At 71.6% G+C, this 25407-nt stretch carries 18 protein-coding genes and 1 pseudogene; 13 read left to right on the forward strand and 6 right to left on the reverse strand.

Annotation, left to right across the window (positions count from 1 at the left end; genetic code table 11):
- The first annotated feature begins 15 nt into the window (after nt 1-15).
- Nucleotides 16-183 carry a hypothetical protein gene (locus ACWD3C_RS27800; protein WP_451148541.1) on the forward strand — a complete coding sequence of 56 codons (168 nt, stop codon included), beginning with the start codon at nt 16-18 and terminating at the stop codon, nt 181-183.
- Between the two features lie 70 nt (nt 184-253).
- On the opposite strand, the gene ACWD3C_RS27805 is transcribed toward ACWD3C_RS27800, so the two are convergent.
- Nucleotides 254-1288 (reverse strand): glycoside hydrolase family 5 protein, encoded by a 1035-nt coding sequence (locus tag ACWD3C_RS27805; protein ID WP_451148543.1) that lies wholly within the window; start codon nt 1286-1288, stop codon nt 254-256.
- A 314-nt stretch (nt 1289-1602) separates the two neighbouring features.
- On the opposite strand from ACWD3C_RS27805, the gene ACWD3C_RS27810 reads away from it, so the two are divergent.
- On the forward strand, nt 1603-2220 hold the full coding sequence (locus ACWD3C_RS27810; protein WP_451148545.1) for a class I SAM-dependent methyltransferase: 618 nt from the start codon (nt 1603-1605) through the stop codon (nt 2218-2220).
- Between the two features lie 213 nt (nt 2221-2433).
- On the opposite strand, the pseudogene ACWD3C_RS27815 reads toward ACWD3C_RS27810, so the two are convergent.
- Nucleotides 2434-4134, reverse strand: a pseudogene (locus ACWD3C_RS27815) (glycoside hydrolase family 9 protein); the annotation flags it as partial.
- Nucleotides 4135-4662: 528 nt separating this feature from the next.
- Nucleotides 4663-5448 carry an Fpg/Nei family DNA glycosylase gene (locus tag ACWD3C_RS27820; RefSeq protein WP_451148547.1) on the reverse strand — a complete coding sequence of 262 codons (786 nt, stop codon included), beginning with the start codon at nt 5446-5448 and terminating at the stop codon, nt 4663-4665.
- A 220-nt stretch (nt 5449-5668) separates the two neighbouring features.
- Here ACWD3C_RS27820 and ACWD3C_RS27825 point away from each other — a divergent pair, with 220 nt between their 5' ends.
- From ACWD3C_RS27825 to ACWD3C_RS27835, 3 genes are all read left to right on the forward strand, one after another.
- Nucleotides 5669-6019: a hypothetical protein gene (locus ACWD3C_RS27825; protein WP_451148549.1), complete on the forward strand. Its 351-nt coding sequence runs from the start codon at nt 5669-5671 to the stop codon at nt 6017-6019.
- Nucleotides 6020-6090: 71 nt separating this feature from the next.
- A complete protein-coding gene (locus ACWD3C_RS27830; protein WP_451148551.1) occupies nt 6091-7017 on the forward strand; it encodes an RNA polymerase sigma factor in 927 nt (308 codons plus the stop codon).
- On the forward strand, nt 7014-7772 hold the full coding sequence (locus ACWD3C_RS27835; RefSeq protein WP_451148553.1) for a DNA alkylation repair protein: 759 nt from the start codon (nt 7014-7016) through the stop codon (nt 7770-7772). The genes ACWD3C_RS27830 and ACWD3C_RS27835 overlap by 4 nt, the downstream gene beginning before the upstream one ends.
- Before the next feature lie 84 nt (nt 7773-7856).
- On the opposite strand, the gene ACWD3C_RS27840 is transcribed toward ACWD3C_RS27835, so the two are convergent.
- The 3 genes from ACWD3C_RS27840 to ACWD3C_RS27850 form a co-directional block, all read right to left on the reverse strand.
- A complete protein-coding gene (locus ACWD3C_RS27840) occupies nt 7857-8576 on the reverse strand; it encodes a transposase (RefSeq protein ID WP_451148635.1) in 720 nt (239 codons plus the stop codon).
- 158 nt (nt 8577-8734) lie between these two features.
- Nucleotides 8735-9319 carry a carboxymuconolactone decarboxylase family protein gene (locus ACWD3C_RS27845; RefSeq protein WP_451148555.1) on the reverse strand — a complete coding sequence of 195 codons (585 nt, stop codon included), beginning with the start codon at nt 9317-9319 and terminating at the stop codon, nt 8735-8737.
- Between the two features lie 234 nt (nt 9320-9553).
- The gene (locus tag ACWD3C_RS27850; protein WP_451148557.1) at nt 9554-9820 is read right to left on the reverse strand and encodes a hypothetical protein; all 267 of its coding nucleotides are present in this window, start codon (nt 9818-9820) and stop codon (nt 9554-9556) included.
- Between the two features lie 710 nt (nt 9821-10530).
- Here ACWD3C_RS27850 and ACWD3C_RS27855 point away from each other — a divergent pair.
- From ACWD3C_RS27855 to ACWD3C_RS27890, 8 genes are all read left to right on the forward strand, one after another.
- On the forward strand, nt 10531-11268 hold the full coding sequence (locus ACWD3C_RS27855) for a Crp/Fnr family transcriptional regulator (protein WP_451148559.1): 738 nt from the start codon (nt 10531-10533) through the stop codon (nt 11266-11268).
- Nucleotides 11269-11417: 149 nt separating this feature from the next.
- Nucleotides 11418-12248, forward strand: a complete 831-nt coding sequence (locus ACWD3C_RS27860) for a hypothetical protein (protein ID WP_451148561.1) — start codon at nt 11418-11420, stop codon at nt 12246-12248.
- Nucleotides 12245-14893, forward strand: a complete 2649-nt coding sequence (locus tag ACWD3C_RS27865) for a hypothetical protein (RefSeq protein ID WP_451148563.1) — start codon at nt 12245-12247, stop codon at nt 14891-14893. The genes ACWD3C_RS27860 and ACWD3C_RS27865 overlap by 4 nt, the downstream gene beginning before the upstream one ends.
- Nucleotides 14886-15938: a hypothetical protein gene (locus ACWD3C_RS27870; RefSeq protein ID WP_451148565.1), complete on the forward strand. Its 1053-nt coding sequence runs from the start codon at nt 14886-14888 to the stop codon at nt 15936-15938. The genes ACWD3C_RS27865 and ACWD3C_RS27870 overlap by 8 nt, the downstream gene beginning before the upstream one ends.
- Nucleotides 15938-16072 (forward strand): hypothetical protein, encoded by a 135-nt coding sequence (locus ACWD3C_RS27875; protein ID WP_451148567.1) that lies wholly within the window; start codon nt 15938-15940, stop codon nt 16070-16072. Before ACWD3C_RS27870 ends, ACWD3C_RS27875 begins: the two co-directional genes overlap by 1 nt.
- Nucleotides 16073-16223: 151 nt before the next feature.
- Nucleotides 16224-18509, forward strand: coding sequence for a VWA domain-containing protein (locus tag ACWD3C_RS27880; protein WP_451148569.1), 2286 nt, complete (start codon nt 16224-16226; stop codon nt 18507-18509).
- Between the two features lie 189 nt (nt 18510-18698).
- Nucleotides 18699-22352 carry a tubulin-like doman-containing protein gene (locus tag ACWD3C_RS27885; protein ID WP_451148571.1) on the forward strand — a complete coding sequence of 1218 codons (3654 nt, stop codon included), beginning with the start codon at nt 18699-18701 and terminating at the stop codon, nt 22350-22352.
- The gene (locus ACWD3C_RS27890) at nt 22349-25360 is read left to right on the forward strand and encodes a hypothetical protein (RefSeq protein ID WP_451148573.1); all 3012 of its coding nucleotides are present in this window, start codon (nt 22349-22351) and stop codon (nt 25358-25360) included. Before ACWD3C_RS27885 ends, ACWD3C_RS27890 begins: the two co-directional genes overlap by 4 nt.
- Nucleotides 25361-25407: the final 47 nt, after the last annotated feature.

Raw genomic sequence — 25407 nt, forward strand, 5'->3', positions numbered from 1 at the left:
CGGCCCTGCTGTGCCGTGTTCCTGGGCGTGGTCCGCTCCTCGTTCTACGTCTGGCTGGAGGCGGAGGAGGTCCGGCAGGCGCGCAAGCGCGCGGATGAGGCCCTTGCCCACGAGATCACCGTGATCAACCTGGCCTCCGGGGAGCCTACGGTGTCCCGCACGTGCCGAGTCACGCTGCAATAGCCCAAGCAATAACCCTAGAGAACTGAGCCACCCCTGGCAGTACGGGAACCGGGAGCGGCGGCGGCGCCGGTCAGCCTCTGATCCGCTGCCGGATCCAGACGCCGGCGGGCTTGAGCACATCCGTGCCGGCGAAACGGCCGCTCCTGCAGGTGCCTTTCCTGAAGATGTCGCCGTCACCGTCGCCGTCACCGATGCTCCAGTTCGTCCAGCTGATCTTTTTCCTGGCCATCAGGTCGACATATCTCTGAGACATGGCGAAGTCGTTGTCGTAGCCGTCCCACGACTGTGTGCCCCATTCCGTGACGAAAACAGGGAGCTTGGAGGAGGCGCGGTCAAGGGTCTTCAGGAAAGTCTCCCGGTGCGCCGCCGCGTAGAAGTGGTACGTGTACATGATGTTGGAGGCGCGTACCGGGTTGGCGACAACCTCCTTTTCATTGGCGTACTCGGATTCACCGAGCGTGGACCAGCCGCGGGTGCCGACCAGGACCACGCTGTCGGGATCCTGGGCGCGGATCACGGGGATGACCTTCTCGGCATAGCTCTTGATCGACCACCAGCTCCCTTGATACACCTCGTTCACGATCTCGTAGATCACATTGGGCCTGTGCCGATTCCGTGCGACGATCTCCTCGAAGAAGGCCGTTGCATTGCGGAGGCCGCGGTTCGGGTCGCCCGGGTCGACCCAGTGCCAGTCGACAATCACGTACATACCGCGGGCATACGCCATGTCGATCAATCGGTTCGCCAGATCCGTGAACTTCTTTGGATTTCCCGCGTACCCGTCCTTGCCCGCATACGTCGCAATGCGCAGGACGCTCGCACCCCAGTCCTCGGCGAGCACATCCAACATGCCACCGACCAGGCAATCACCGAACCATTGAGTGCCACTCGTGCTCATGCCCCGCAGTTGGACCGGCGTCCCGGCCTCGTTGCACAGACGGGTGCCGCAGACGCGGAGCCTGCCGTGCTTCTCGACCGGAGTCTTCGGCTTTTTCGCGACCTCCTTCTCCTCCGTGGCCTCGACCGGAATCTTGACATCGGCAACGACTCCGGCGGCCTTGTCCCCCGTCAGGCTCACGGCAAGGAGACTGAGCTCGACGGCCATGACAAGGACCACTCCGACAGTCTTGGACAGAAGAAATCGAAACACATTGCGGTATGCATGAAAAATTACGCGGTGTCAACGCGCTTCGCGGAAGCGACGGGAGCGTTCACCCTCATGGAGGCGGCACGGCGAAGCCCCGACGCCTCGGGGCGGGACACCCTTGACCACCTCCGGACGCCCGGACCGATGGAACGTTTACGCCTCGGTCGGGCGCGCCGGCGCAGGGCCGTCTGTGGCCGCTGATCCGGCGGCGCAGCCGTTCGGAGCAGCGTCGCATTTGACTTCAAACCGGGCTGAAGCGCCAGCCTGTCAGTATGAATACAAACCCGCGTTCTTGGGCCACGGGCCAGCCCGTCACCTCGCCGTTCGCCCTCCCGCACGGCGTGTTCGGGCGCCTCGCCGGACGGTTCATGCTGTGGACCAACAAGCAGGACGACGTACTCGACGTTCTGGACGTCCAGCCCGGCGACCGGGTGCTGGAGGTGGGATACGGCCCTGGTGGACTGGTGCGGCTGCTGACCGCTTGCACCGATGCGGCCGTCATCCGGGGCGTGGATCCCTCACCGGAGATGCGCGATGCCGCGACCAGAGCAAACCGCGGCGCGGTCCGCGCCGGCCGCGTCGCGCTGGACCTCGGCACGGCGGATCGCACCGGCCTCGCCGATCGGTGCATGGACCGTGTCGTCTCGGTCAACAACGTGGCCATTTGGCCCGACCTCAAGGCGGGGCTGCGGGAGCTGCGCCGCGTGGTGCGCCCCGGGGGCGTGGTAGTGATCGCCTGGCACGGTGGCGCACGCCCAGGGCGCATTGCCCGGCGACTGCGCCTGACCGACGACGAGTTCAACCGTGTGGAAAGCGCCCTCAGGGAACTCTTCAGCGACGTGACCCGCAGCGAACGACGGAGCCTGGACGTCTTCAAGGCCGTACGATGAACAACCGTACGGTAATCGCCCTTACCCGGTTCCCGCCGACCCATGTCCGCCCGACCCATGTCCGCCCGGCCCGGGGCCTCCGGCCGCGTGGTCGAGCGCACGCATGCCGACGGCGACGAAGGTCCCGGCCGCTGAGCGGCCGGGACCTTCGTCGTTCCGTGGTTCGACGCCATGGGCCCCGGGCGGGGCCCATGGCGTGCTCGGGGCTCAGTGTCAGGCCTGGTCGTCCAGGTAGGAGGCCACCCACGCCAGCGGGGCGTTCCAGTTGATGGTGATCTCGTTCGTGGACCAGGACTCGATGTCGTCCAGGTAGCACTTCGCCGGGGCACAGCCCTTGAGCTTGGTCTGGGCGACCGGGTCGTCGAGCGACGAGTTCGGACCGCCCGCCACGGCGCCGGGGGCCGGCTGCGGCAGCTTGGCGTCCTTCTGCTTGGCCCAGAAGCGGTGGTGCTGGTTGTGCGCGTACCGCTCGCCGTAGCCGGTGACGTACGACAGGCCCATCGGGTTGCGGCCCAGGATGTAGTCCATGCCGCTCGTCACCGCGTCGCGGTACTTGGCGTCGCCGGTGATGTCGTGGGCGGTGGCGAGGACGACCATGTTGTTCAGCACCTGGCCGTTGGAGCCCCACGCGTAGCCGCTGCCACCGGGGGCGTACGGGACGCCGTACGCGGCCTTGCGGGCATCGGCGGCGTAGCGGTCGGCGGCCTTGGTGACGGCCTTCCGTACGGCCTTGGTCTCGGCCTCGCCCAGCTTGTTCGGCACGGTGGCCAGGTCCAGGGCGCCGAGTCCGCCGACCGACTGCCAGGAGATGCCGCCGGCCGGGAAGAGGGCCTTGCTGTCGTTGTGCAGCGGGGACTTGAGCACCGCCTGGCGGTACTCCTTGTCACCGGTGGTGATGAACAGCTCGGACGCGGCCCAGTAGAACTCGTCCTTGACGTCGTAGTCGCTGTAGGCGCCGCCGCCGGTGGCGTCGCCGGGGTCGGCGTACATCTCCGGGTTGGCCTTCGCCGCGTCCCAGGCGGCGCGCGCGGCCTTCAGGGACTTGGCGGCGAACTCCTTGTCGTACGGCTCGAAGAGGCGGGCGGCCTGGGCGGCGGTGGCGGCCAGGTTGAGGGTGGCCGCGGTGGACGGGGCGTGCAACTCGCGCTGGCCCTCGCTCTCGTGGGCCAGCAGCGGCAGCCCGGACCACTGGGCGTCGTGGATCTTGTGGTGGGCCATGCCGGCGAGCTTCTCGCCCTCGGGCACCTGCATCTTCAGCAGGAAGTCCATCTCCCAGCGGGCCTCGTCCAGGATGTCGGGGACGCCGTTGCCCTGCTCGGGCACGACGAGCCGGCCGTCGCCGAGAGCGTCGGCGTCGGCATCCTTCGCGTGCTGGGTGCGCTCGTAACTGGACATCAACTGGGCAACCGAGATACCGCCGTTGACCACGTACTTTCCGAAGTCGCCCGCGTCGTACCAGCCACCGCTGACATCGAGGGTGTAGTCGCACACCTTGGGCTGACAGGGCACCTTCTCGTCGCTCGACGCCGCGCCGTCGACGTGGCCGGCGGGGCGGGCGTACTCCTCGCCCACGAGGTCGGCGTCGATGTCGATGCCGCTGCGGTTGTGGTAGAAGTACGCGAGCGAGTCGGTGCGCAGCTGCGAGTAGAGGTCGTCGGCTATGGTGAACGGCTCGCTCTTCTGACCGTCGACGGTGACGGTGTAGCCCTGCCCGCTCTCGGTGACGTCGCTGAAGTCGAAGGTGTGGACGTTCTCGCCGGCGGACGAGTCCCAACCGGCGGGGGTGGTCATCCCGTGGGCCACTTCCTTGCCACTCGCGTCCTTGAGCGACCAGGCCAGCGGCTTCTTGCTCTTGGTCGCGAACGTGCCCTTCTTGGGGCTCTCGGTCTGGTACCCGACCTGGTTCACGCGCACGGTCGGGGCGGGGCCGGTCTTGGAGGCGGCCGGCTTGGAGATCTGCGGCTTGGCCGCCACTCCGGCCGAGCCGGGCTCGTTACCGAAACCGGAGGCGATGGTGGGGACGGCGATACCGCCGGCCAGAACACCGGCCACGGTCGCGACGGCCAGCCTGCGGCGTCCGCCACGGTTCAGCCGGTCAAGTACACGGGCCATACGGGGGAGCGGGCGAGACACCAGGAGGGTCCTTCCAGGGTGGGGGGGAGAGATCCGCGGTTTTCCAACCGCCCCACCGACACTAGGAGGGGGACCTGGTCTCAATCGCCGTACGCGCGAGTGAAGTTGAGAACCTCCGATCGAACGGTAGGCGCGTACCTCAATTGAGGTACGCGCCGTGCGGGCGCTCGGCGGGACGAGTACCGAGCGATCTTCAAAGAGGCAGAAAGCCACTCCCTGCGACCGCTTCGGGCCGCCACGCCGACCACTCCGGGAACGTGATCCGCACCACGGACACGCTCCCCTTCCTCGACGGAATCGCCCTGTGCCTCATGCGTCCGGCTGACACCGCGGGCACCACACCGTGCTGCGGCTTGCCATACGGGACCGGCGCAGGGGCTTGCCACAGCGCGGGCAGGCCGGGGCGGGGTCGTCGCGGTGGCCGGTGAGCCAGGAGTCGCGGGGCGGGACGCAGCCGGCGGTGACCGCGGAGCGCAAGGTGCGGCGCATGTGGGTGTACAGGCGACGACGGTCGGCCTCGGAGAGATCGCACGCCCGGTTGGTGGGGCGCAGCCTCGCGCGCCACAGGATCTCGTCGGCGAGCAGATTGCCGAGTCCGGCCAGGACGGACTGGTCGGTGAGGACGGTCTTGACTCTGCCGCGGCGTGAAGAGAGCGCGGCCTCGAACTCCTCACGCGCCACCGCCAGCGCGTCGGGGCCCTGATCGGCCAGCAGCCGTGCGACGTCGGAGTCGTCGTCGGCCAGCCAGAGACCCTGGAGCTTGCGCTGGTCGCGGTAGCGGAGCTGACGGTCGGCGCTCACGGTGAACAGGACGCGGTCGTGGGCCTCGGTCACATCGTCGGGATGGCCGCAGACCAGTTGACCGGTCATGCCGAAGTGCAGCATGAGGGTGGGGCCGCCGGTGTGGGCGAGCAGCCACTTCCCGTGCCGCTCCAGCTTGGTCAATCGCCGGCCTTCCAGCGCGTCGCGCAGCCGCCGCGCGCTCACCCCGTGCAATACGCCTGCGTCGCGCACGTCGACGCGTTGGACGACCCTGCCCTTCGCACAGAACTCGAACATCTTCCGGAATCCCTCGACGTCTGGCAGCTCAGGCATGGGATACGTCCTTCGGTCGGCTGATGCCCGGTTCGTCCACGCCCCGCCACGGCCGCCTGATCGTCGAGTCGTCGGTCACATGGCCCGCTGGAGCTGGTCCCGGGACAGTTCTGTCACAGTCGCAGACGCCCCTGTCTCTCATCTGTGTGAGGCGGCCGACCAGGCCGCTGCGGGCCGGAACGGTCCGCGACCGACCGAATGAGACAGAAGGGCGCACATCATGACAACCGAGCAGGCGAACGAGCAGACAAACGAGCAGACGAACAAGGTACTGGAGCTGGTGATCTTCAAACTGAAGGCCGATGTCACCCCTGAGCAGCTGCTCGGCACCGTCGACGCCGTATCGGAATGGGTCGAGGGGCAGCCCGGTTTCGTGTCGCGGGACTTGTCGTACTCGCCGAAGGACGACAAGTGGATCGACGTCGTCTGGTGGCGCAGCCTCAAGGAGGCCGAGTCGGCCGCGACCGCCGCGGAGACCTCCGCTGCGTGTGCGCCGATGTTCGGGCTCATCGACCACGAGTCCGTGCTGATGCTGCACGGGGAGACGGCCATCGCGCCGGCTGCCCGCTGACCCACGACTGGTGCGGGGGCCCGGACGCGTGTGCCGGCCGGGCCCTCACGGGACGAAGAGGAGAGATCAGAGTGGGTGACCATCGGCAAGGGCCCGAGGAGCGCTCGGCCGCGGGAGCGGAGAGAAACGAGCCCCGTCCCCCGGGCCCGGACGTGGACATGGACGAGCTCACCGAGGTGGCGCTGGCCGCCCGGGACGGTGACCCGGGCGCGCTGGAGACGCTGTGCCGGGCGATGCAGCAGCCGATGTACCGGCTGGCGCTGCGGTTCTCCGGAACCCCGGCCGACGCCGAGGACGCCGCCCAGGAGGTGATGATCCACCTGGTGACGCATCTGGGCTCGTTCGAGGGCCGGTCCCGGTTCACCACCTGGGCGTACACCGTCGCGGTGCGCCGGCTGATGCGCACGGCGCGGCGCGGGGCCGAGGCGTCGGTCGCGAGCCCGGAGGCCTTCGCCGCGTTCCTCGACCGGCACACCACCGACCCGGCGTTCGAGCCCGCCGATCATGCCGAGTACCAGGAGCTGTGCGCGGACGTCCGGCTGTCGTGCACCTACGGGATGCTGCTGTGCCTGTCCCGGGAGCAGCGGGTCGCGTACCTGCTCGGTGACCTGCTGCGGTTCACCGACGCCGAGGGCGCCGAGATCTGCGGGATCAGCCGGGCCGCGTTCCGGCAGCGGCTCTCCCGGGCGCGCTCGGTGATGCGCCGGCTGATGCGCGAACGCTGCGGCCTGGTCCGGGCCGCCAACCCGTGCCGCTGCGACCGTCTCGTCCGGGCGAGCGTCGACCTCGGTCTGACCGACCCGGCGGATCCCCGCTGGGCCCGCCATGCCGGGGTCACCCTGCCCATCGAGACCGTCACCGTCGAGACTGCCGCCAAGGAGCTGGACCTCGCGGTCGCGGTGGCCGAGGTCTACCGGTCCGACCCGGCCTTCGACGCACCCCCGACGCTGTGGACCCGTCTGTCGAAGTCCCTCCCCACCCTGGTCGGACCCGCATGAGCACCACGGACGAGACCGAGGTCACCGAGGTCACCGCCCTGCTGGACGCGCTGCTGACCGCCGCGGCCGACGAGGGCACCCGGGACCACTGGGAGCGGTATCTGAAAGGCACCGCTCGGTTCCGTGGCGTGCCGATGGCGGGGGTCCGCGCCTCGGTCCGCTCCCTCTGGCGGACGCGGCGCCTCACCACCTGGTCCGACGCCGACCTGCTCGGGCTGGCCCACCGATGGTTCGCCCGGCCGATGAGCGAGGACAAGATCGCCGCGGTCCTGCTCATCACCGAACACCTCCGCGACCGGCTGCGCAACGACCACATCGACGCACTCGCCCACCCCCTCGCCGAGGGCTGGATCGCGGACTGGAACGTCTGCGACTGGTACGCCACCAAGGCACTGCACACCTTCCTCACCGCCGACAAGGCGCAACTGAGGCCCCGCGCCGAAGCGGTCGCCGCCTGGTCCCGAGCGCCCGGCCTGTGGCAGCGCCGCGCCTGTGTCGTCGCCTTCGTCAAACTGGCCGGGCGCAGCCCGCACCCCTTCCCGGGCTTCGCCGACCTGCTGCTGGACGCGGCCGCCGCGAACCTGGTCAGCAGTGACCGCTTCGCCCACACCGGCCCCGGCTGGCTGCTGCGCGAACTGTCCCGCACAGCGCCCGACCGCGTCGCCGACTTCATCGAAGCTCACCCCGAGCTGTCACCGGAAGCCGTCCGGATGGCCGGCGCCCGGCTCCGCCCGGGCCCCTACCGCCGCCGCTGAACCACCACGGGCGCTCGGCCGCGAACCATCTCTGCCGCCTCTGCCGCCGGTGTCGGACGGTGTCGGGCTCGCGGGCCCTGCGGGTCACCTGGTCATCCCACCCGCGTCCTTCGGACAAGACGGGACGGAACACGGACCGGGCCCGTCGGCACGACGCGGCGGCACGCCGGAATGGGCCGAGCCCCGGGCCATGGTGCGGTCCGGGGCTCGGCTCGATGTTGCGGGAGCGTCAGAGCGCGCCTGACGACTGCCCTTCCGACAGCCGGGACGAGCGCGTGGCCCGTCCGGTATCGGTGAAGCACCGTGCCGGCGGCGTTGGTGTCGGCGTTGCCTTCCCAGCCGCACGCGGCGTTGTTGCACGAACTCGGCCTGGTTCCTCCGGCTGCCCGGGATCACCGTGTGGCACTGGGCGCATTCCTGGGAGGTGCCCGGGGCGGGGACCTCGGCCAGGAGTCCGCCCCGGCGGGCGAGCTTGTAGGCCAGGAGGTGCACGGTCCGTCCCCAGGTTTCGCCGAGGATGGAGCGGTTCAGGCCGGCCTTCTGCGCGACCTGCCTGCCCGGCTGCTCGACTGTGCCCTTCGCGGAGCTGGTCATGTTCGTGATGTGCAGTGCTTCGACGACCACCGTGCCGTACGTGCTGGCGATCGCGGTGGTGGTCTTGTGCTGCCAGTCCTCGCGTCGGCGCTTGGCTGTCGCGCGGATACGAGCGATCCGGTCGTAGGTCTTACTCAGGCGGCGGCTGGTGCGCTCGCCCTTCTTCCGGTGGCTTCTGCGGCGGGCCGCTCGCTGCTCGTAGTGGAGCAGGCGGGCCTCTTCCTTCTTGCTGAGCCAGGGGCCGTGTTCGGTTCATGACAGCACCAGACGCCGCGGCGCTACGACCGGATCAGCTTCACCTCCGCCGTGACAGCACATCGCGGCGCCGGCGCTTCCGCGGCACTTCCAGCGGAGCGCATCGGTCACGCCTACGAAGCCGCGCCGCTCCGCTGAGCCATGGGCGCCAGGCCGCACGACGCCGAGAACCCCTCGGTCTCGATGCCGAGAGCGACGTTCCCGCGCGCCATCTGGTTCGCCATCGCGGCGAACGCGGTGAGCTCGACCAGCGCCGGCGCCCCGAGCTGCTTGAGCAGCCGGGCGGAGAGTTCGTCGGTGACGGTCGGCGGCGTCTGCGACAGCGCCTCGGCGTACTCCATCACGTCGCGCTCCAGCGGCGTGAAGACGTCCGATTCCCGCCAGCGCGGCACCTCGCGGGCCTTGGTCACGTCGAGTCCCTCGTTGTGCGCCTGGAAGTAGGCGAAGTCGAGGCAGAACGAGCAGCCGATCAGGGAGGCCACCGCCATGTGAGCGTAGGACTTCAGGTTCTTGTCGCACTTGTTCCACTTGGCGGCCTTCCGGCCGAGGCTGAAGCCGACCTTGAGCACCGGCCGGTTGTGCCACATCACCCCGAGGGACTCGGGCACCTCGCCGAGCATCTTCTTGCTGGCCTTCTTCACTATGGCGCCGTAGACGCCGGTGATCTCAGCCCTGGGGATCCGGGTGTTGCCGGTCATGTCTCCTCCTCGTCCGCTGGTTTCGACATGGAGACGCCGGCCGGGGCCGGTCTGTGACAGCACGGCGGAAATTTCTCGTCGGCCGGACCTTCATCGACGCCCGGGTCGCCAAGGCCCGCACCGAGGCCGCGAACACCGCGATCAAGCGCCGCGGAGCACCGTGCTGCTCCTCGGCGGCGCCCTGCTCGTCGCGGTCGGCGTCGCCCGGGTATCCGGCCCATGGAGCTGGATGATCTACGAGTCCCGCGACGGCGGCAGGACACTCACCGTACGCCTGCCCGTCGCCCCCGCCGAGGAGCACTGAGCCCCGCGTACGGCGGTACCGAGGATGTGGGTGGCCGACGGCTGCGGGAAGCGGGTCTCGGGGAAGGTGAACCTGTCCACGTCGGTGATCGCGAATCCGGCCGCCGTGATGGCAGTTCGCGTGTCGACGCCGGTACGGCAGCCCCCGAAGAGCAGTGGCCAGAACGTGGCGTCCACGACCCGCTGAACGCGGCGCATGGCCGCCGAGTCGGCCTGTACGTGCTCGAAGAACCGCAGTTGCCCCTCCCGGGCACAGAACCCGGTGGATCCGCGAGCGCCACGGCCTGGTCGCGTACGGAGCACAGCATCAGGCAGACCACGTCCGCCCCAGCCTCGAACCGGGCGCGCGCTGGTGTGCGACATCCCGTGAGTTCCCGTGACTCCTGCTGGACCCAGGCGCCGGAACGGGGACTGCTGCTCCGGGACCGACACCGGTACGGCCCCGCCCGTACCCCCGGCCGAGGTGGACCCACCGCCCCCACCAGGGCAAACGCAGGCCCTGGCCCATCGAGGTCGGGGCCTGCGTCGTGGTCCGGGTCGGTTTCTGGCGCGAGCGGGGCGGAATCACCGTCCTCTCACCGGGTCGCCCTCGTTTCGTCACCCTTTCGGCGGTGGAAACCTGAGTTTTCGCCAAGTACGTGCCGACCGGCCGATTCGTCGCGTTGTGGGATTGGTGGCCCGCATGCCGGGTCTGACCTCAGGGTCGTTCTGGGGAGGCGGGGCGGGAGTGGGCGGCTGGGGCAGGAGGCGGTGGCGGGTGGCGCGAGGCGGGCGGGCGACCTACCTGGGAGTTCGGTGAATACCGGTCAGTACTGGCGATGTGGCGTAATTCACTCGTACAAGGGCTTCGCTCTGTCACCATCAACGCCATCGAAAAACGGGGTCCGGATCGCGGCGGGGGGCGTGCCATGGGGCTGCTCGGCAATGAGCTGGCATTCGCGCACGCCCTGACGGCCCAGGAGCACGAGGGCGTGATGGCCCTCGGAAACCGGAAGCGCTACGCGGCCGGCACCCATCTCATGACAGAGGGCGACTGGTCCAGCCACGTCCTGATCATCCTTGAAGGGTGGGTGACCGTTTCCGTGGTGACGGACCGGGGAGCCACCCGGCTGATACTCGGCCTGCGCGGCCCCGGTGAACTGCTCGGTGAGATGGCCGCGTTGGACCCCCATCCCCGCAGCGCCACCGTGCGCGCGCTGGGCCCGACGGAGGTCCAGGTCATAGCGGGGGACGCGTTCCGCCGTTTTCTCGCCCTGCATCCCCGGGTCAGCGGTCTGGTGATACGCCAGCTCACCTTCCGGCTCCGCAGCGCCGACCAGGAACGGTCCGCGCTCGCCTCCCTCACCGTGCTGCAACGCCTGGCCAGCCGGCTCACCGAACTGTCGAACGGCGCCCACTCCGGCCCCTACACCCCGTCCATACCCGGCCCTTCGCCCGCCGCGGGCCCCGTCGTCCAGCTGGCCCAGGACGAGCTGGCCGCCACCATAGGAGCCACCCGCGAAGCCGTCGCCAAAGCCCTGCGGCTGCTGCGTACCCAGCGCATCGTGCGCACCGGCAACCGCATGGTGGAGATCCTCGACCCCGAGCTGCTCGCCCTCCTCGCGGACGGTCACGGGGATGGTCACGGGGACGGTCTTCAGGAGTAAACCCCCCGCCTCGCCATATACACCACATACAAGCGACTCCCACATGTAATCGGCCGCCGTATGTAAACGGCTACAGACGGCCTTCGTCCCGGGCCCGACGCTGAGGGGACGGCAAGCAGACGCGACGCGTCAGGACAAGGGGGCACGGGGTGGAACACGACGCGATGGATCTCACCGAAGCGCGCTACGAGTTGGTGATCAGCGTCGACGCCCGGCGTTCCGGGGAGTACGACGACATCGACAAGCCCCGTATGCGCGCCCGGATCTACCGGGTGCTGGAGACGGCGTTCGTCCACGCCAAGGTGGCCCGGGACGCCGTACACATGGAGGACCGCGGTGACGGCGTGCTGATGTCGGTGGCCGGCCGGATCGCGGTGACCCGGCTGCTCGGCCTGTGGCTCGTCGAGGTGCACGAGAACCTGCGGGACGAGAACCATGCGCTGCGCGTCCCCCTGGGGCTTCGGGTGGGCATGCACGTCGGCCCGGTCCGGCACGACGACCGGGGCATCAGCGGACGCGCCGTCGACCTCGCCTGCCGCCTCGCCGACTCCCCCGTCGCCCGGCGACTGCTCGACGCCGAGGGGGCCGACCTCGTGCTGGTGACCTCGCAGTCCCTGTACGAGAACGTGGTCAGCGGCGGCGGCAAGTTCATCGAGCCCGCGCACTACTCCTCGGCCCGCCTGGAGCTCAAGGAGGGCGAGGTCACCGCCTGGTTCCACCTTCCCGGGCGGCCCGCTCCGGAGATCCCCGACCCGATACGGGCGTCACAGGGGTCACAAGCGTCACAGGTGTCATCTGCCGAGCCGGACGACGGTCCCACGGACTCCGAAGCCGATGGTGCTGACGTCACCGATGACGCCGACGTCCGTTACACCGTCCACGGCGACATGTCGCAGCACCACGACAACGTCTACCAACAGCCCGTCCACATCGGTCGGATCACCGGCGGCGCCGCGTCGCGGAAGGGCCGATCCGAGTGAGCGACGACCAGCAGGCGGGCGGTTCCCCCGAGGCCACGCCCCAGAAGGCACCCGAGGCCGACAACAAAGCCAGGGCCAGGGACGACCTGCCCCGTCAGGACAAGGACAAGGACAAGGCCGACAGCGGCGACGGCGACAAGGGAGACGCCGGGAACGACGCCTCCGAGCAGGAGAAGGAAAAGGAGGGGGAGAGGGAGAAGGAGAAGGAGAAGGAACGGGAGCTCGCCGCCGGGCGGTTCAAGGAGCACACCCGTGATCCTCTCGGCGAGGAGCAGGGCGAGGACGGGCCCACCGATCTCGCCGCCGCCTCGCGGACGCGTCGCGCCACCCGGATGCTGTTCGATGCCGGCCGGGATCTGCACAGCTTCGACCGCTCGTACTTCGGCAGCGCCCACATCGGCGACATCCACCTGCGGATGGACGCCCGCCAGCCCGGTGCCGGGATGCGCAGCGGCCCCGTGCCCGACGAGGAACTGCGCAGGCTCCGCCGGGTCCATGTGGAACCACAGGGGTACGTACGGCTGCGGAACGCGCTCAGCGCCCGCCGGCTGCTCGTGCTCGGCGCCGCCCCCGGTACCGGACGTACCAGTACCGCGCTCTCACTCCTCGACGAGGTCACCGTCTCCGTGGCGGCCGAGCACGGGGCCGACTCCCGGGTGCGGCGGGTCGATCCGGACGTCGAGGTCCGGCAGTTGGCCGACTCGCTGGCCGACTCCCGGGCCGGTTCCCCGGGCGGCGAGGCCGAGGAGTCGCGGCGCGGCACCGGATATCTACTGGAGCTCTCCCTCACCCGGCCCGGTGCGCTGCCCCCGGACGAGATCGACCTGGACGAGCTCGCCGCGGCCCTGACCCGGTGCGATGCCTACGCGGTGGTCGTCGTCACCGTCGGCTCGGCGGCGAACCCGCTGCTGGCCGGGCGGTACGGCATGCTCTGCCCGCCCGCGCCCACGCAGGAGCTGCTCACCACCCGGCTGCGCGAACGGCTGGAGGACCACACAGCCCGCGCGGACCACGCGGACCACGCGGACCAAGCCGCCCCCACCGCCACGACCCCGGACACCGACGCCCGGCTGGACCAACTACTCACCGACGCCGAGGAACTGGCGGGCCGCAAGGAGGTCGAGGACGCCGTAGGACTGAAGGACCTGCGCCCCGCCGAGGCCGAGCTGCTCGCGTCGCTGCTGGCCGGGCATCTGCTGGGCGAGGTCTCCCACGAGGAGCTGCTGTCCGGGTGCCGGAGCCTCGCCGCCGACCAGGCCCAGGAGTGGTTCGCCGGAGTGGACCGGGCGCTGGCCGCGCTCCCCCCGGAGGGGGAGGGGAGCGCGGGGCGGCCGGGTACGGCGGCCCTGTTCCACCCGGTGGCGTTCCGTATCGCGCTAGCCGTGCTGGGCGGGGCCTCGTACAGCGCCGTGGCGGCCGCCGCCCACCTGCTGACCTGGGAACTGTCCGTACAGTGCGACCCGGAGCACACACCGGCCCGCCCGCTGTTCTGCGACGACCCGGTCACCGATCTGGCGCTCTCGCGCGCCGAACTGACCGACGGCAAGGTCGAGGTGGCCGGTGCCGAGGTGGCGGCACGGCTGATCTGGTACCGGGGTTCCGGCCTGCCGTCCGCGGTGCTGACCGAGCTGTGGGACCGGCACTTCCCCGTCCGCGCCCCGGTCGTACGCTGGCTGCGGCTGCTCGCGGACGATCCGCGCTCCCAGGTGTGGATGCGCGGCGCGGTGGCCGCCGGGGAGCTGTGCGTACGGGACTTCGACCACGGCTACGCGGAACTCGTCCGCCCGCTCGCCGAGGCGGCCACGCCCCGCCGGAGGCTCTTCGCGGCCACCACCCTGGACCAGGCGGCCGGTCACGACTCGCACCGTGACGCCGTACGCAAACTGGTCGGCGACTGGAGCAGGCACGGCACGAAGCCGCTGCGCTGGACCGCGGCGATGGCGCTGGGTTACGGGAACGCCGCGGCCTCGACGGACGACGCCCTGGACGCCCTGGCCCGGATCGGGGTCCGCGACGGCGGGGATCAGCTGGCGATCGCCTCGTTCAACGTCGTACGGCTGCTGGCTCTCCCGGACGGGGCGGCGGTGCTGCGGCGGATGGCCGACTGGACCCAGCACAGGCAGGAGGAGTACCAGGACCTCGGTCTGGTGACCACCGTCCGGCTCGCCATGACCACGGTGGACGAGGTGCTGACCGACGAGCCGGACTCCCCGCTGGGCGAGCACGGCGACTGGCCCCTGCCGCTCGCCCTCGCCGTCACCCGCCCCGAACTCGTGCTCCCCATGGCCGACTTGATATGGACCGCGCTGAACACGGCACGGTCGAAGGACGTGGCCCTCGACGCGCTGGAGAGCCTGCTGCGGTCGGCCGTGCGGAGGGACGGCGCCGAGTGGACGCGGCCGGGGCTGGCGGCGCTGCTGCCCTCGCTGGCGGCCGGGGAGCACGACCGGCGGCGGCTGGACTGGCTGCTGCGCCGAATGATGAACGACCCGGAGAACCCGCTCCCCGACGCGCAGGCACGCGCCCTGTGGTGGCTCGCCGTCACACCACCGGAGCGGACACAGGCACAGGCACAGGCACAGGCACCGACACAAGCAGCAACACCGACCCGGACCCGGACGCGCGAGGAGGAAAGGTATGGCTGAGGACGAGGACGGGGTGGCGGCCGCCGGGCCGGGGCCCGCGGGTCCGTTCCTGCGGGAGTACCCGCCGGCCGGTGGATATCCGCCGGTGAGCGCCCAGAAGGCCTCGGTGCTGTTCTACCGGAACGGCGGCTACAGCGTGATCACCGTCGCCGGTGCCCAGCACGTCGACAAGCGGGCGCTGGCCCGGCCGCACACCGTCTGCGAGATCGCGCTCGGCACCTTCGTGACGACGCTCCAGCTGGAGCTGCCGGCCGCCGGAGGCACCACGTTCTTCAAGGCCGAGGTGGACATCCAGTGGACGGTGACCGATCCCCATCTGGTCGCCGTCGAGGTCGTGACCGATGTCGCCCAGCGGCTCACCGCCCCGGTCCTCGAACGACTGCACGAGGTCACCTCGGGCTACCGGGTGGCCGACGCCGAACAGGCCAACCGCGCCATCACACGCGAGTGCGCGGGCGGTCGCTGGGACGACCTGGGCGCCGAACTCGGCCTGCGCGTACGGCTGTACGTGCGTCTGCGGGTGGACGACCGGACGATCGAGCACGCGGAGGAAGAGCGGGCCGTGCACGCCTCGGCCAAGGTGACCCGGCTGCACCAGGACTCGTTCCGGCGCATGCTCCAGGGCGGGGAACTGGAGCAGCTCAGCTACATGCTGGCGGCGGAGCCCGAGGCGGCCAAGGACTTCCTGGAGAAGATCCGCCAGGAGGGACGACAGGACGAGCGGGAGCGCGTCGACCGGCTGTTCGACATGGTCGCCACCGGCCAGATCCAGTCCAACGACGTGGAGACACAGGCCCTGAACCTCCTCAACCAGGGCCGCCACCCCGTCCAGGGCCCCATCGGCTCGGTGCCCGCCCGTCGGCCCGCCCCGCAGCTGGAGCCGCCTGCCGCCGAACCGTTCACCCCTGACTGGGTCTCGGACGCCCCGCCCTCCCGGAGGGGACGGCAGCCCTACCCGGAACCGGGAGAGGACGCCGAGCCGGAGCCGCCGCGCCGCCGGAGACGCTCCCAGGAGGACGGATGGGCCTGGGCGGAAGAGGACTGATGACTGTCGACGGCGGGGCACGGACCTCCTCCGCCCCGGTCGCGGCGGTGCCGGACGGGGGTCAGCACCGGCAGCACGACCGGGCGGGGGAGCCGCCCGTCGCCGAACGGCCACCGAGTCCGACCGCGCCCTGACGAGCGGCGCGCCACACCCGCACCACTCGCACAACACACCCGACGCAGACAGCGCACACGACACAGACACGCACAAAGAAGCGATAAAACGCGAAATTAGGGGACGTCCGTGGGAAGAGTCAGGGGAAGACGGCAGACAGGAAGGGGCCGGGTGCGCCGCACCGCGCTCTCCGTGCTGGGCGGCGCCGCGGTGCTCGCGTCCCTGCTGGCACCCGCCGGTCATGATCCGGTGCCGGCGGCGGAGTCCGAACCGTCCTTCCCGTCGGTCAACTACGCGGTCGCCGTGGACGAGTCCGCCAGCCTCGCGCCCGAGGACATGAAGGCCGAGAAGGCCGCCGCCACACGGATCGCGCTGGGTGACGTCTCCTCGTCCTCTCATGTCACGGTCTTCGGTTTCGCCGCCGCCGAGTCCGGTGACCAGCGCGCGGTGGACCCCGTGTGCCCGCGAACCACGCTGGACGCGGCGGGCCGCAAGACGCTCGGCACGTGCATCGGCAAGCTGCGCAAGCGTGCGGAGAACGAGGGCACCGGCACCGACTTCCCGAGCGCGATACGTCAGGGAGTGCACGAACTCAGCACCGGCACCGACCCCTCGGAGCCCCGCGTGCTGTTCCTGCTCACCGACGGATACATGGACGTCACCGGCAGCCCCAAGTACGGCGACCCCGCGCACCGTGAGGCCGAGGGCGAACGGCAGTTGGAGCTGGAGCTGAAGAACGCCGCCCGGCAGAAGGTGCAGATCTGGCCGCTCGGCTTCGGCTCCAAGCCGGACAAGGAGCAGCTCGACCGGATGGCCGCCGGCGGCTACCAGAAGGGCTGCGTCGAACTGCCCTCCGCCCGCCCGAAGGCCGAGAAGGTCTCCGGGGCGAAGGATGTCGCCACCACGCTGGAGAGGATCTTCGCCGCCGCCCACTGCCTGCGCCACGAGGAGGGCCCGAGCAAGCGGCCGCCGGCCACCCTGGAGATCGGCATCTCACCGCTGGCGACCGTGGGCAGCATCGTGGTCGACAAGGGCGACCCCGAGGTGCGGATCACCTACCTCGACCCCAGCGGCGACGAGGTGCCCACGTCCGGAACGTACAAGAAGTCGCGCTTCGAGCTGGCGGGCGGCGACGGCACCGGCACCGTGGAGGCACTGAAGATCGTCGACCCGCTGCCCGGCACCTGGCGGGTGAAGGCCGAGGCTCCGGAGGGACACCGCTCCCTGCCCGTCGCCGTCAGCGTGCTGTGGCAGGGCGAGCTGCGCGGCGCCATCACCATGGACCCGCCGTCACCGCAGGCCGGGGAGAAGGTCACGGTGACCATGCGGTTGCAGACGCGCGAGGGCTACGAGATCAAGGACCCGCGCGACTACGCCGGGCTGCGCGTGCGCAGTGAGCTGAGCGGGGACGGTTTCAGCCCGCTGGCGCTGAGCCTCACCGACGACGGCAAGGGGCCCGACAGCGAGGCCAGCGACGGTTCCTTCACCGGTTCCGTCGAGATCCCCGAGAGCGCCGACGGGGCGCTGAAGGTGAGCAGCACCCTGACGGCCTCGGGGCTGAGCGCCGACACCCGCAGCGAGGGCGGCCAGGTCGCGCCCGGTGCGCTGCCCGTCACCACCGCGCTCGACCTGCCCACCGCGGACACCCACCCCGGCGGTACGGTCACCGGCACCCTCGCCGTCACCAACACCAGCGACACCGCGCACACCCTGCGGCTGTCCGTCGCCGACCTGCGGCCCGGTCTGCTCTCGGTCACCCCGGCCGGGATCGAGGTGAAGCCCGGCGAGTCCGGCACCCGGAAGGTGACGGTCGAGGTCGCCCCCGAGGACGTCTTCGGCGACCGCCTCGGCGGCGACGGACTGCGGCTCGCCGGCACCGTCACGGTCGTCGACACCACCGACGACGACCGGACGCTCGTACGATCCCCGCTCTCGGTGCGGGTGACGCCGGAGCCCGGGGTCTGGGACAAGTACTGGTGGGCGTTCCTGCTCGCCGGTCTGGCGGTCGCGGTGGTCACCGCTGCGGCCCTCGCGTGGGTACGGCTGCGCCGCGCCCGCAGGGACCCGTACGGCCTCGTACTGCGGCTGGTCTCCGAGGAGGGCGATGTCCTCGGCGAGCACGAGGCCGGACACGGGCACAAGCAGTGGTACGAGTTCGCCGTCGTCGAAGCCCACCTGAACCCGCGTATCGAGCGGCGCGCCCACGGCCCGTACGCCGTCCGGCGCAACCCCGAGGGCGGGGCGGTCCTGCGCAAGCGGGGCGGCGGGCGGACCCCGGTTCCCGCCCGTGGCCAGGTCCCGCTGACCGACACGCTGAGCCTGGCCCTCGGTGAGGAGACCCGCACTCCGAAGGGCCGCCGACGGCCGCCCTCCGCGGGGCCCGCCGCGGCCCCCGTCGGCGGCCCTTCGACCGGTCCCGGTGGGGGCGGCGGGAGCCCCTACGAGTCGTACCTGTGACGCGCGGGGGAGGGCGGGCCGACGCGTCACCGGCTCGCCCGACCCCCGACGCACCACACCACGCAACACCGCGTCACACAGCGACGTGCCCATCGCACCCCACCGCGGCCGTCGCGCCGCACGCACCCCACGGACGTACCGAGCACGAACCGGCGGCCCCCGGCGGCCGCGCAAGCGGGGAGGAAACCCATGAAGATCTTCCAGCCGATGCTCTTCGTCGGCCTGGGCGGCACCGGTGGCCTGGTCGGCGCCGAACTGGAACGCAAGCTGCGCGGCGAGCTGTGCGGCCCGGACGGCACCGCGCTCAGCCGGCTGACCGGCCACGCCCCCTACCAGCTGCCCGACTGCCTCCAGTTCGTGTACGCGGACTACAGCGAGTCCGACCTCCAGCGGCTGCCGCAGTTCAACGTGGACCCGTCGCTGCGGCCCGCGTACGCCCGTACCTCCAGGGCCACCCACAACCTGCTGCCGAACTTCGACAGTTCACCGGAAGTGACCAAGATGCTCCGGGCGAGCCTGCGCGAGGAGGTCGCCGACTGGCTGCCGCCGCGCATCGACGAGCCGAAGGTCACCCCGCTGCGCAACGGCGCGGGCCAACTGCCCACCGTCGGCCGCGCCGCCCTGTTCGCCACGCTCCGGCACAGCCTCGCCCCCGTCCTGGAGCCGCTCCTCCAGGCGATCGACGCGATCGCCAAGTCGGCCGGTGAGCTGAGCGAACTCGGCGGCGGCAAGGTCAACGGCTGCGACGTGTTCGTCGCCTTCTCGGTGGCCGGGGGCACCGGCGCCGGGATCTTCCTGGACTATCTGCACCTGATCAACCACGCCTTCAAGCTGCGCCGCTTCGACGGCGTGAAGATCTACCCGCTGGTCGTGATGCCGTCGTCGTTCTCCTCGGCCACCGGCGGCGGGCGGGAGGCGGACCTCAACGCGGCCCGTGCGCTGGTCGACCTGTTCCGGCTGGTGGACACGCAGAACGCGCCGTCGGAGGGCGCGGAGATCGGCGACCTCGACCACCACTCCGGGCTCGGCATCCGCTATCCGGGCACGACACCGGTCCGGCTGCGCACCGGCATCCTGCCCACCGGGTTCCTGTTCAGCCCGACCGCTGGCATCCGCCCCGACGACCTGCGCCGCTCCATCGTCTCCCTGGTGATGTCGCTGATCGGCACCGAGCTGGGCGACAGCCGCCCCCGGGGCCGTACGACGGCGACCGACGACGACTTCCAGACCTTCGCCGCCAGCTTCATCAACCGGGGTGTGCAGCGCGGCTCGGTGTCCCCCACCGGGATCGGCCGGCAGGGCGTCTCCACCAGCCTGGTGGCCTCCATGACCGCCCCGATGGACCAGCTGGCCGACCTGGTGGCCGGCCGGCTGCTGCGGGAGGCGGTCACGGATCTCGTGGGGCGGCCGCGTACCGGGCTGCGGGACAACGCCGTACCGCTGATCCGGCAGCTGTTCGCCGACTCCCACCTCGAAGAGCTGTGGGAGCGCAGGCAGTTGGACGTTCCCGAGCCCGATCCGCTGCCGCGCGGCGGCAAGGCCATCGAGCTGGCGCTGAGCGAACGGATCGCGGACATGCAGCGGCAGCTGTCCAGCCTCAGAGCCGTCGCCGACCGTCAGACCGCCACGATGGCCGACCGTTTCGCGCCGCGCGCCGCCATCGACAAGCTCCTCCAGACCGTGGACCCCTTCCTCGCCGAACGCATCGTCAGAGGCGTACCGGACAGCGACGAGCAGATCGCCCGGCTCGGCTTCCTCGGCATGCTGGACCACCGCTCCCGTCACCCCCAGCGCCCGCCGGGGGTGACGGAGCAGCCGCCCAAGACCCCCCGGATCAAGGGCCGGCTGGCCGGTGTGGCACCGGCCCGCTGGGGCGACGACGACGTACAGGCGGCGCTCCAGGAGCAGGACGCCTGGTACCAGTGGCGCAGCCGGACGGTGTGGCACGAGGCCTGGCGGGAACAGCAGCAGCACTGGCAGCCCCAGGCCGACACGGCCGGGGCCGACCTCGGGCGGCTGGTGAACGCCTTCCGCATCCACAGCGACCAGGAGCGCAAGGTCTCCGCGCAGAAGGGCCTCGAACTGTACGAGGACCGCACCGGCATCTCGTACCTGCTGCCGCCGCAGCGCACCCTCAACCACTTCTACGAGGACGTCGTCACCCGGCTCATCCGCAGGGAGGGCCTGCGCGAGCACGACGACGAGGCCGCGCTGCTGCTCAAGCTGGTCGGCGGGGACACCTGGCGCACGGTCCACACCCTCAGCCGCCGCAACCCGGACGGCGCGGTGGCGAACGTCAAGGCCCAGCTGGAGGGCCGCATCACGCGGCTGTTCGCCGAGAGCGGCGAACACCTGGAGGAACGCCCGCTGCTGCCGGCCATGAGCACCCTGCTGGCCGCCGCCGCGGGCGACGCGGACGCCGCCGACCAGGTCAGCAAGGAGGCGCTCGACCTGTTCAGCCGCAAACTGACCGGGCTGCTGCCGGTGGGCTTCACCCCCGAGGGCACCGGGCTGCTGCGGGCCCTCGTCACCTATCCGCGCGTGCAGGCCGTGGAGGAGGTGGAGGAGTTCCTCGGCAAGACGCTCCGGCTGCCCTCGGACGCCCAGAAACCCGTGGAGTACCGGGGAGTGGAGAGCGACTCGATCACCGTGGTGCTCTTCCGCAGCGAGATGAGCCTCACCCAGGTGCCCGAGGCCCGCAAGGTGCTGCGCCAGTGGGCCAGGGCGAAGGACTCCGAACAGGCGCAGGACGTCCTGCGGTGGCGTCAGCGGCTCGGCTTCCGCGACAGCTGGATGGTCAGCGGCGAGGAGGACCGCCGGGTCATCCTGCACCGGCTGCTGTGCTGCATGTGGAACGGCCAGGTGGACGTCGTCGACGGCGAGACGGCGTCCCCGGACCGGGTCCGGCTGCGGCTGTTCCCCGACAAGGGCCCCCAGGTGCCCGGCGTCCGGCTGCGGCTCGTGGACTTCCCCGGCGGCGTGTCGAGCTGGGCGGAGCTGCTGCGTTCGTACGAACGCTGGACCGTCCTCGACGACGAACGGACCGTCGAGGACTACTGCCGTGAACTGATGAGGGCCCAACCGCTGGGCCTGACGAGGAACGGCAGCGAACCGGACCCCCTCTTCGTCGAACTCGTCGAGAAGGTCGCCCCGCGCCAGCTGGAGCTGCTGGCGGACCGCCGCAGGCGCGGCGGCGAGCGGGTCGAGGGATGGGTACGGCCGCTGTGGGAGTTCTGGGCCGAGACCCTCCCGGCCGCCCTGGACACCGAGTTCGCCGACCAGCGCGCCGTCCAGCCGACCCTGCGCACCCTGCTCGAACACGTCCGCGGCGGCACCCCGGAGCCACGCGTCCGCCCGGAACTTCCCGAGGCCCGGCGCGCCCTGCCCGACGAGGACGACTGGGGGACCGCGCCACGCTCCACGGAGGGGTACGGGGGCGACGAGTACCGGGAGGACGAGTACCGGGTCGTCGGCGGCGCCGACGAGCGCGGGGGGCGCATGTCGGCGGACGAGTTCGACGAGAAGTACGGCGTCGGACGCGGCGACCGGCGGGACGGGGACGGGCGGGACGGCCTGAACGGGGGGAGGGGGCGCCGCTACGACCTGGGCGCGACGTACGACGAGAACAAGCGGGACGACCTGAACAGCAGGAACGGCCGCCGCTACGACGTCGACGACACGTACGGCGACAGCCGCCGTGACCGGGGGGATGAGGACAAACGGGACGACCTCGGCGAGCGGCCTCCGGCGCCGTGGGACGAGCCCGGTGACCCGGCGCCGTACGACCGTGCCGACGACCGCGACCGTTCCCGTCGTAACCCCTGGGACGGTGACGCGCAGTGAGTACGCACGACGACTTCGGTGCCGTCATCCATCTGGACCTGCGGGTAGGGGCGGCGGAACTCGACACCCCCGCCGCCCTGCGGGCCAGAGTCGCACGGCAGTTGGGCCGGGCCGGGCTGCCGGAACCCGACGACCCGCTGTTCCTGGTGGTCGACACCCCGGCCGGGCTCACCGACCACCAGCGGCAGTACGAACTGCTCACCGCCTACCGGGCCGTGGGCGAGGTCAGGCTCCTGGTCCTGCTCGTGGGCAGCGCGCCCGGCTCGTACGCCGGTGAGGACGAGGCGTTCCAGCCCGACCGGCGGCTGGTGCGGCCCTCGGTGCTGCGGGCCTCCGGCGCGGCGCTGCTGTGGGCGGGCGACCTGCGCTCGGCCCGTACGGCGCTGGAGCAGCCCACTCCCGACGACCCGGACGCGCTGGCGGTCCTGGTGGACGTGCTGTCGGTCCCGGACGTCTACCTGCGGGTGCTCCAGGACCTCGGCTCGCTGCCCGACGCCGTCGGCGCGCCTGGGGTACGGCTGCTGGAACAGGACCTGCCGCCGGAGGTGCGCGACCGGGCCTGGCGCGACGCGCTCACCCGGTTCGCGGGCGAGGACACCGAACTCGCGCCCACGGTGAACGTCTCCTCCGGAGCCGACCTGCCGGAGCCGCTACGGGGGCTGGTGGCGGGCCGGGGCGGCGGCCGGGACCGGCGGCACCGGGAGCCGGGCGGGGTGGCGGACGACACGTACCTCGCCTGCGCCGAGGCCCTCGGCCACGCCGAGGACGCCCTGACCGGGCTGCGCGCCCTGCCCGGCCTGCTGCGGCCCTCCCGCCGCGAGGCCTTCGAGGCGGACCTCGACCAGGCCCGCCAAGCCCTCGACGACTACCGGGACCTCGTCGGCACGGCCCTGCGCAGCGGCGGCGGCTCCAGCACACCACCGTCCACCGCCGAGGCCGCGGCCCACCTCACCGCCCTCGGCCTGCGCGTGCCCTCCGCCGACGGCGTGGGCGAGCGCATCGGCGATGGCCTGCGCGAGTTCGCCGGGAAACTGCTCGGGCAGGGGCTCGCCCTGCGCTCGGTGGCCCAGCGCTTCACGGGGCTGGCCGGGCGGGTGGAGCCGGTACCGGGGTCCGCGCTGTTGCCGAGGCTGGAGGGGTATTCCGCGGAGGCGGTGGCTTGGCGGGCTGGGGTGGGGGGTGGTGCGGGAGGCCGTGCGGGGGGTCGTGCGGGGCTCGGCGCGGGCATCGACACGGGAGACCATGCAGGGCTCGGCACAGGGAGCGATGCAGGGCTCGGCACGGACTTCGGCGCGGGCAGCCGTGCGGGGTTCGGCGCGGGAAACCCCGCAGGATTCGGCGCGGGGATCGGTACGGAGAGCGGCGTAGAAACCGGCGCGGGCATCAACACGGGGAACCGTCCGGGGTTCGGCGCGGGGGGCCGTGCGGTGCACGGCTCCAGGGCGGCCGACTCGGCAGCAGGGTCGGTGGCCGGGCAGAGGCTCGGGTCCGCGACGGCCGGATCGGCGGCCGCGTCGGCGGCCGGATCGGTCGCCGGGGCACTGGCCGGATCGGCGGCGGGCCCGGTCGCCGGGGCGGCGCCCGCCGCCGTGGCCGGGCCGGTCGCCGCAGCCCTGGCCGGGCTGTTCGGTGCGCTGTGGCAGGGGCCCTTCCTCGTACTGGCGGTCGCCGTCCCGCTGGTGTTCTTCGGCATGGCGAGGCTCGGGGCGTCCCGGCTGCGGGGTGCGGGCCGCCCCGGTCGCTGGGCCGTGGCGCCCCAGGTCGCGGCATGGGGCGGCGCCCTGGCCGGGGCGGTGGTGGCGTACGCCACCGAGCCCCCGCTCTGGCTGAGCGCCACCGGCCTGCTGCTGGGCCTGGGCGTCGCGGCGGAGACGGCGCGGCGGCTCTGGCGGGCGGCGGCGGACTCCTGGGCCCCGGGTCACGCGACCGCCGCGCTCCGGCGGGCCCTGGACGGGCTCGACGCCCTGCTGGCCGAGGCGGTCCGTGAGCACTGGGCCGTCGAGGAGCGCCTGTACTGCGCCGACGCCGCCCGGTCCGTCGCCGGCGTACTGCGGGCGACGGCCGCCGCCGCGGAGGCCGAGGCGGCGCCCGAGCCGAAGCGGCCCACGGCCAACGGCACGTACGGCGTGCACGGCGCCGAGGCGACCGCCGCGGACGACTGGCTCTCCAGCACCTCGGCCCTGGAGACGGACGCCTTCGCCGTATCCGGAGGCAGTTACGAGGGATACGACGGATACGACGGGGACTCCGAGGACGACAACGACTGGGCAAGCGCGTACGCCTGGCAGGACGGCCCCTCCTGGGACGAGCCCGCCGAGCCCACCGGACCCGTCACCTCCCCAGAGAAGAACAACCCCGCCGGGGCTCCCCGCTGGCTGGACCGGGAGACCGGCGAGGGAGGGCCGGAACTGGTCGCCACCCTGGCCGGCGATCTGACGGACGCCGCCCTGGTGGCGATGGCCCCCTACTGGGGTGCCGTCGAACGCGGCCAGGCAGGCACCCTCGCCGTCCGGCGCACCGAGGAACGGGTCCGCGAGCTGCTGTCGACGGCCCGCCGTCACCTGCAGCACAACGGCGTACTGGCCCCGCCCCCGTTCGCCTCCGACCGCCGTACCCGAGCCATCTCGGCGAACCTGCTCGGAACCGACTCGCGCCGGCTGGCCGAACTGGTCGGCACGGAGGCCGACCAGCAGGCCGTCGTGCAGTTGTCCTCGCCCGAGCAGAGCGCCCTGCTCGACCGCAACCCGGCGGCCGCGGTGTGGATCAGATTCGCCCCCGGCGCCGTACGCGACGAGGTCGAGAAGGCCTGGCGGACGACTGGTTCGGTGCAGCCCGAGGAGGCGCTGTGGACCTCGTCGGGACGGTACGCCGGTCTGCTGCGGCTCACCCCGCTGCGGATGGGCGTGGTGGACACCGTCCGGCCCCGCCAGAACGCCGACCCCGACCACCGGACGGACGCGTACGACCAGACGGACACGTACGAGCGAGGGGACGGCGACCGCTGGTGACCCGCATGGCCCACATCCCGCGCCCCAACCCCGTACCCCCACCCCCT

It is taken from the genome of Streptomyces sp. NPDC002845, assembly GCF_053591955.1.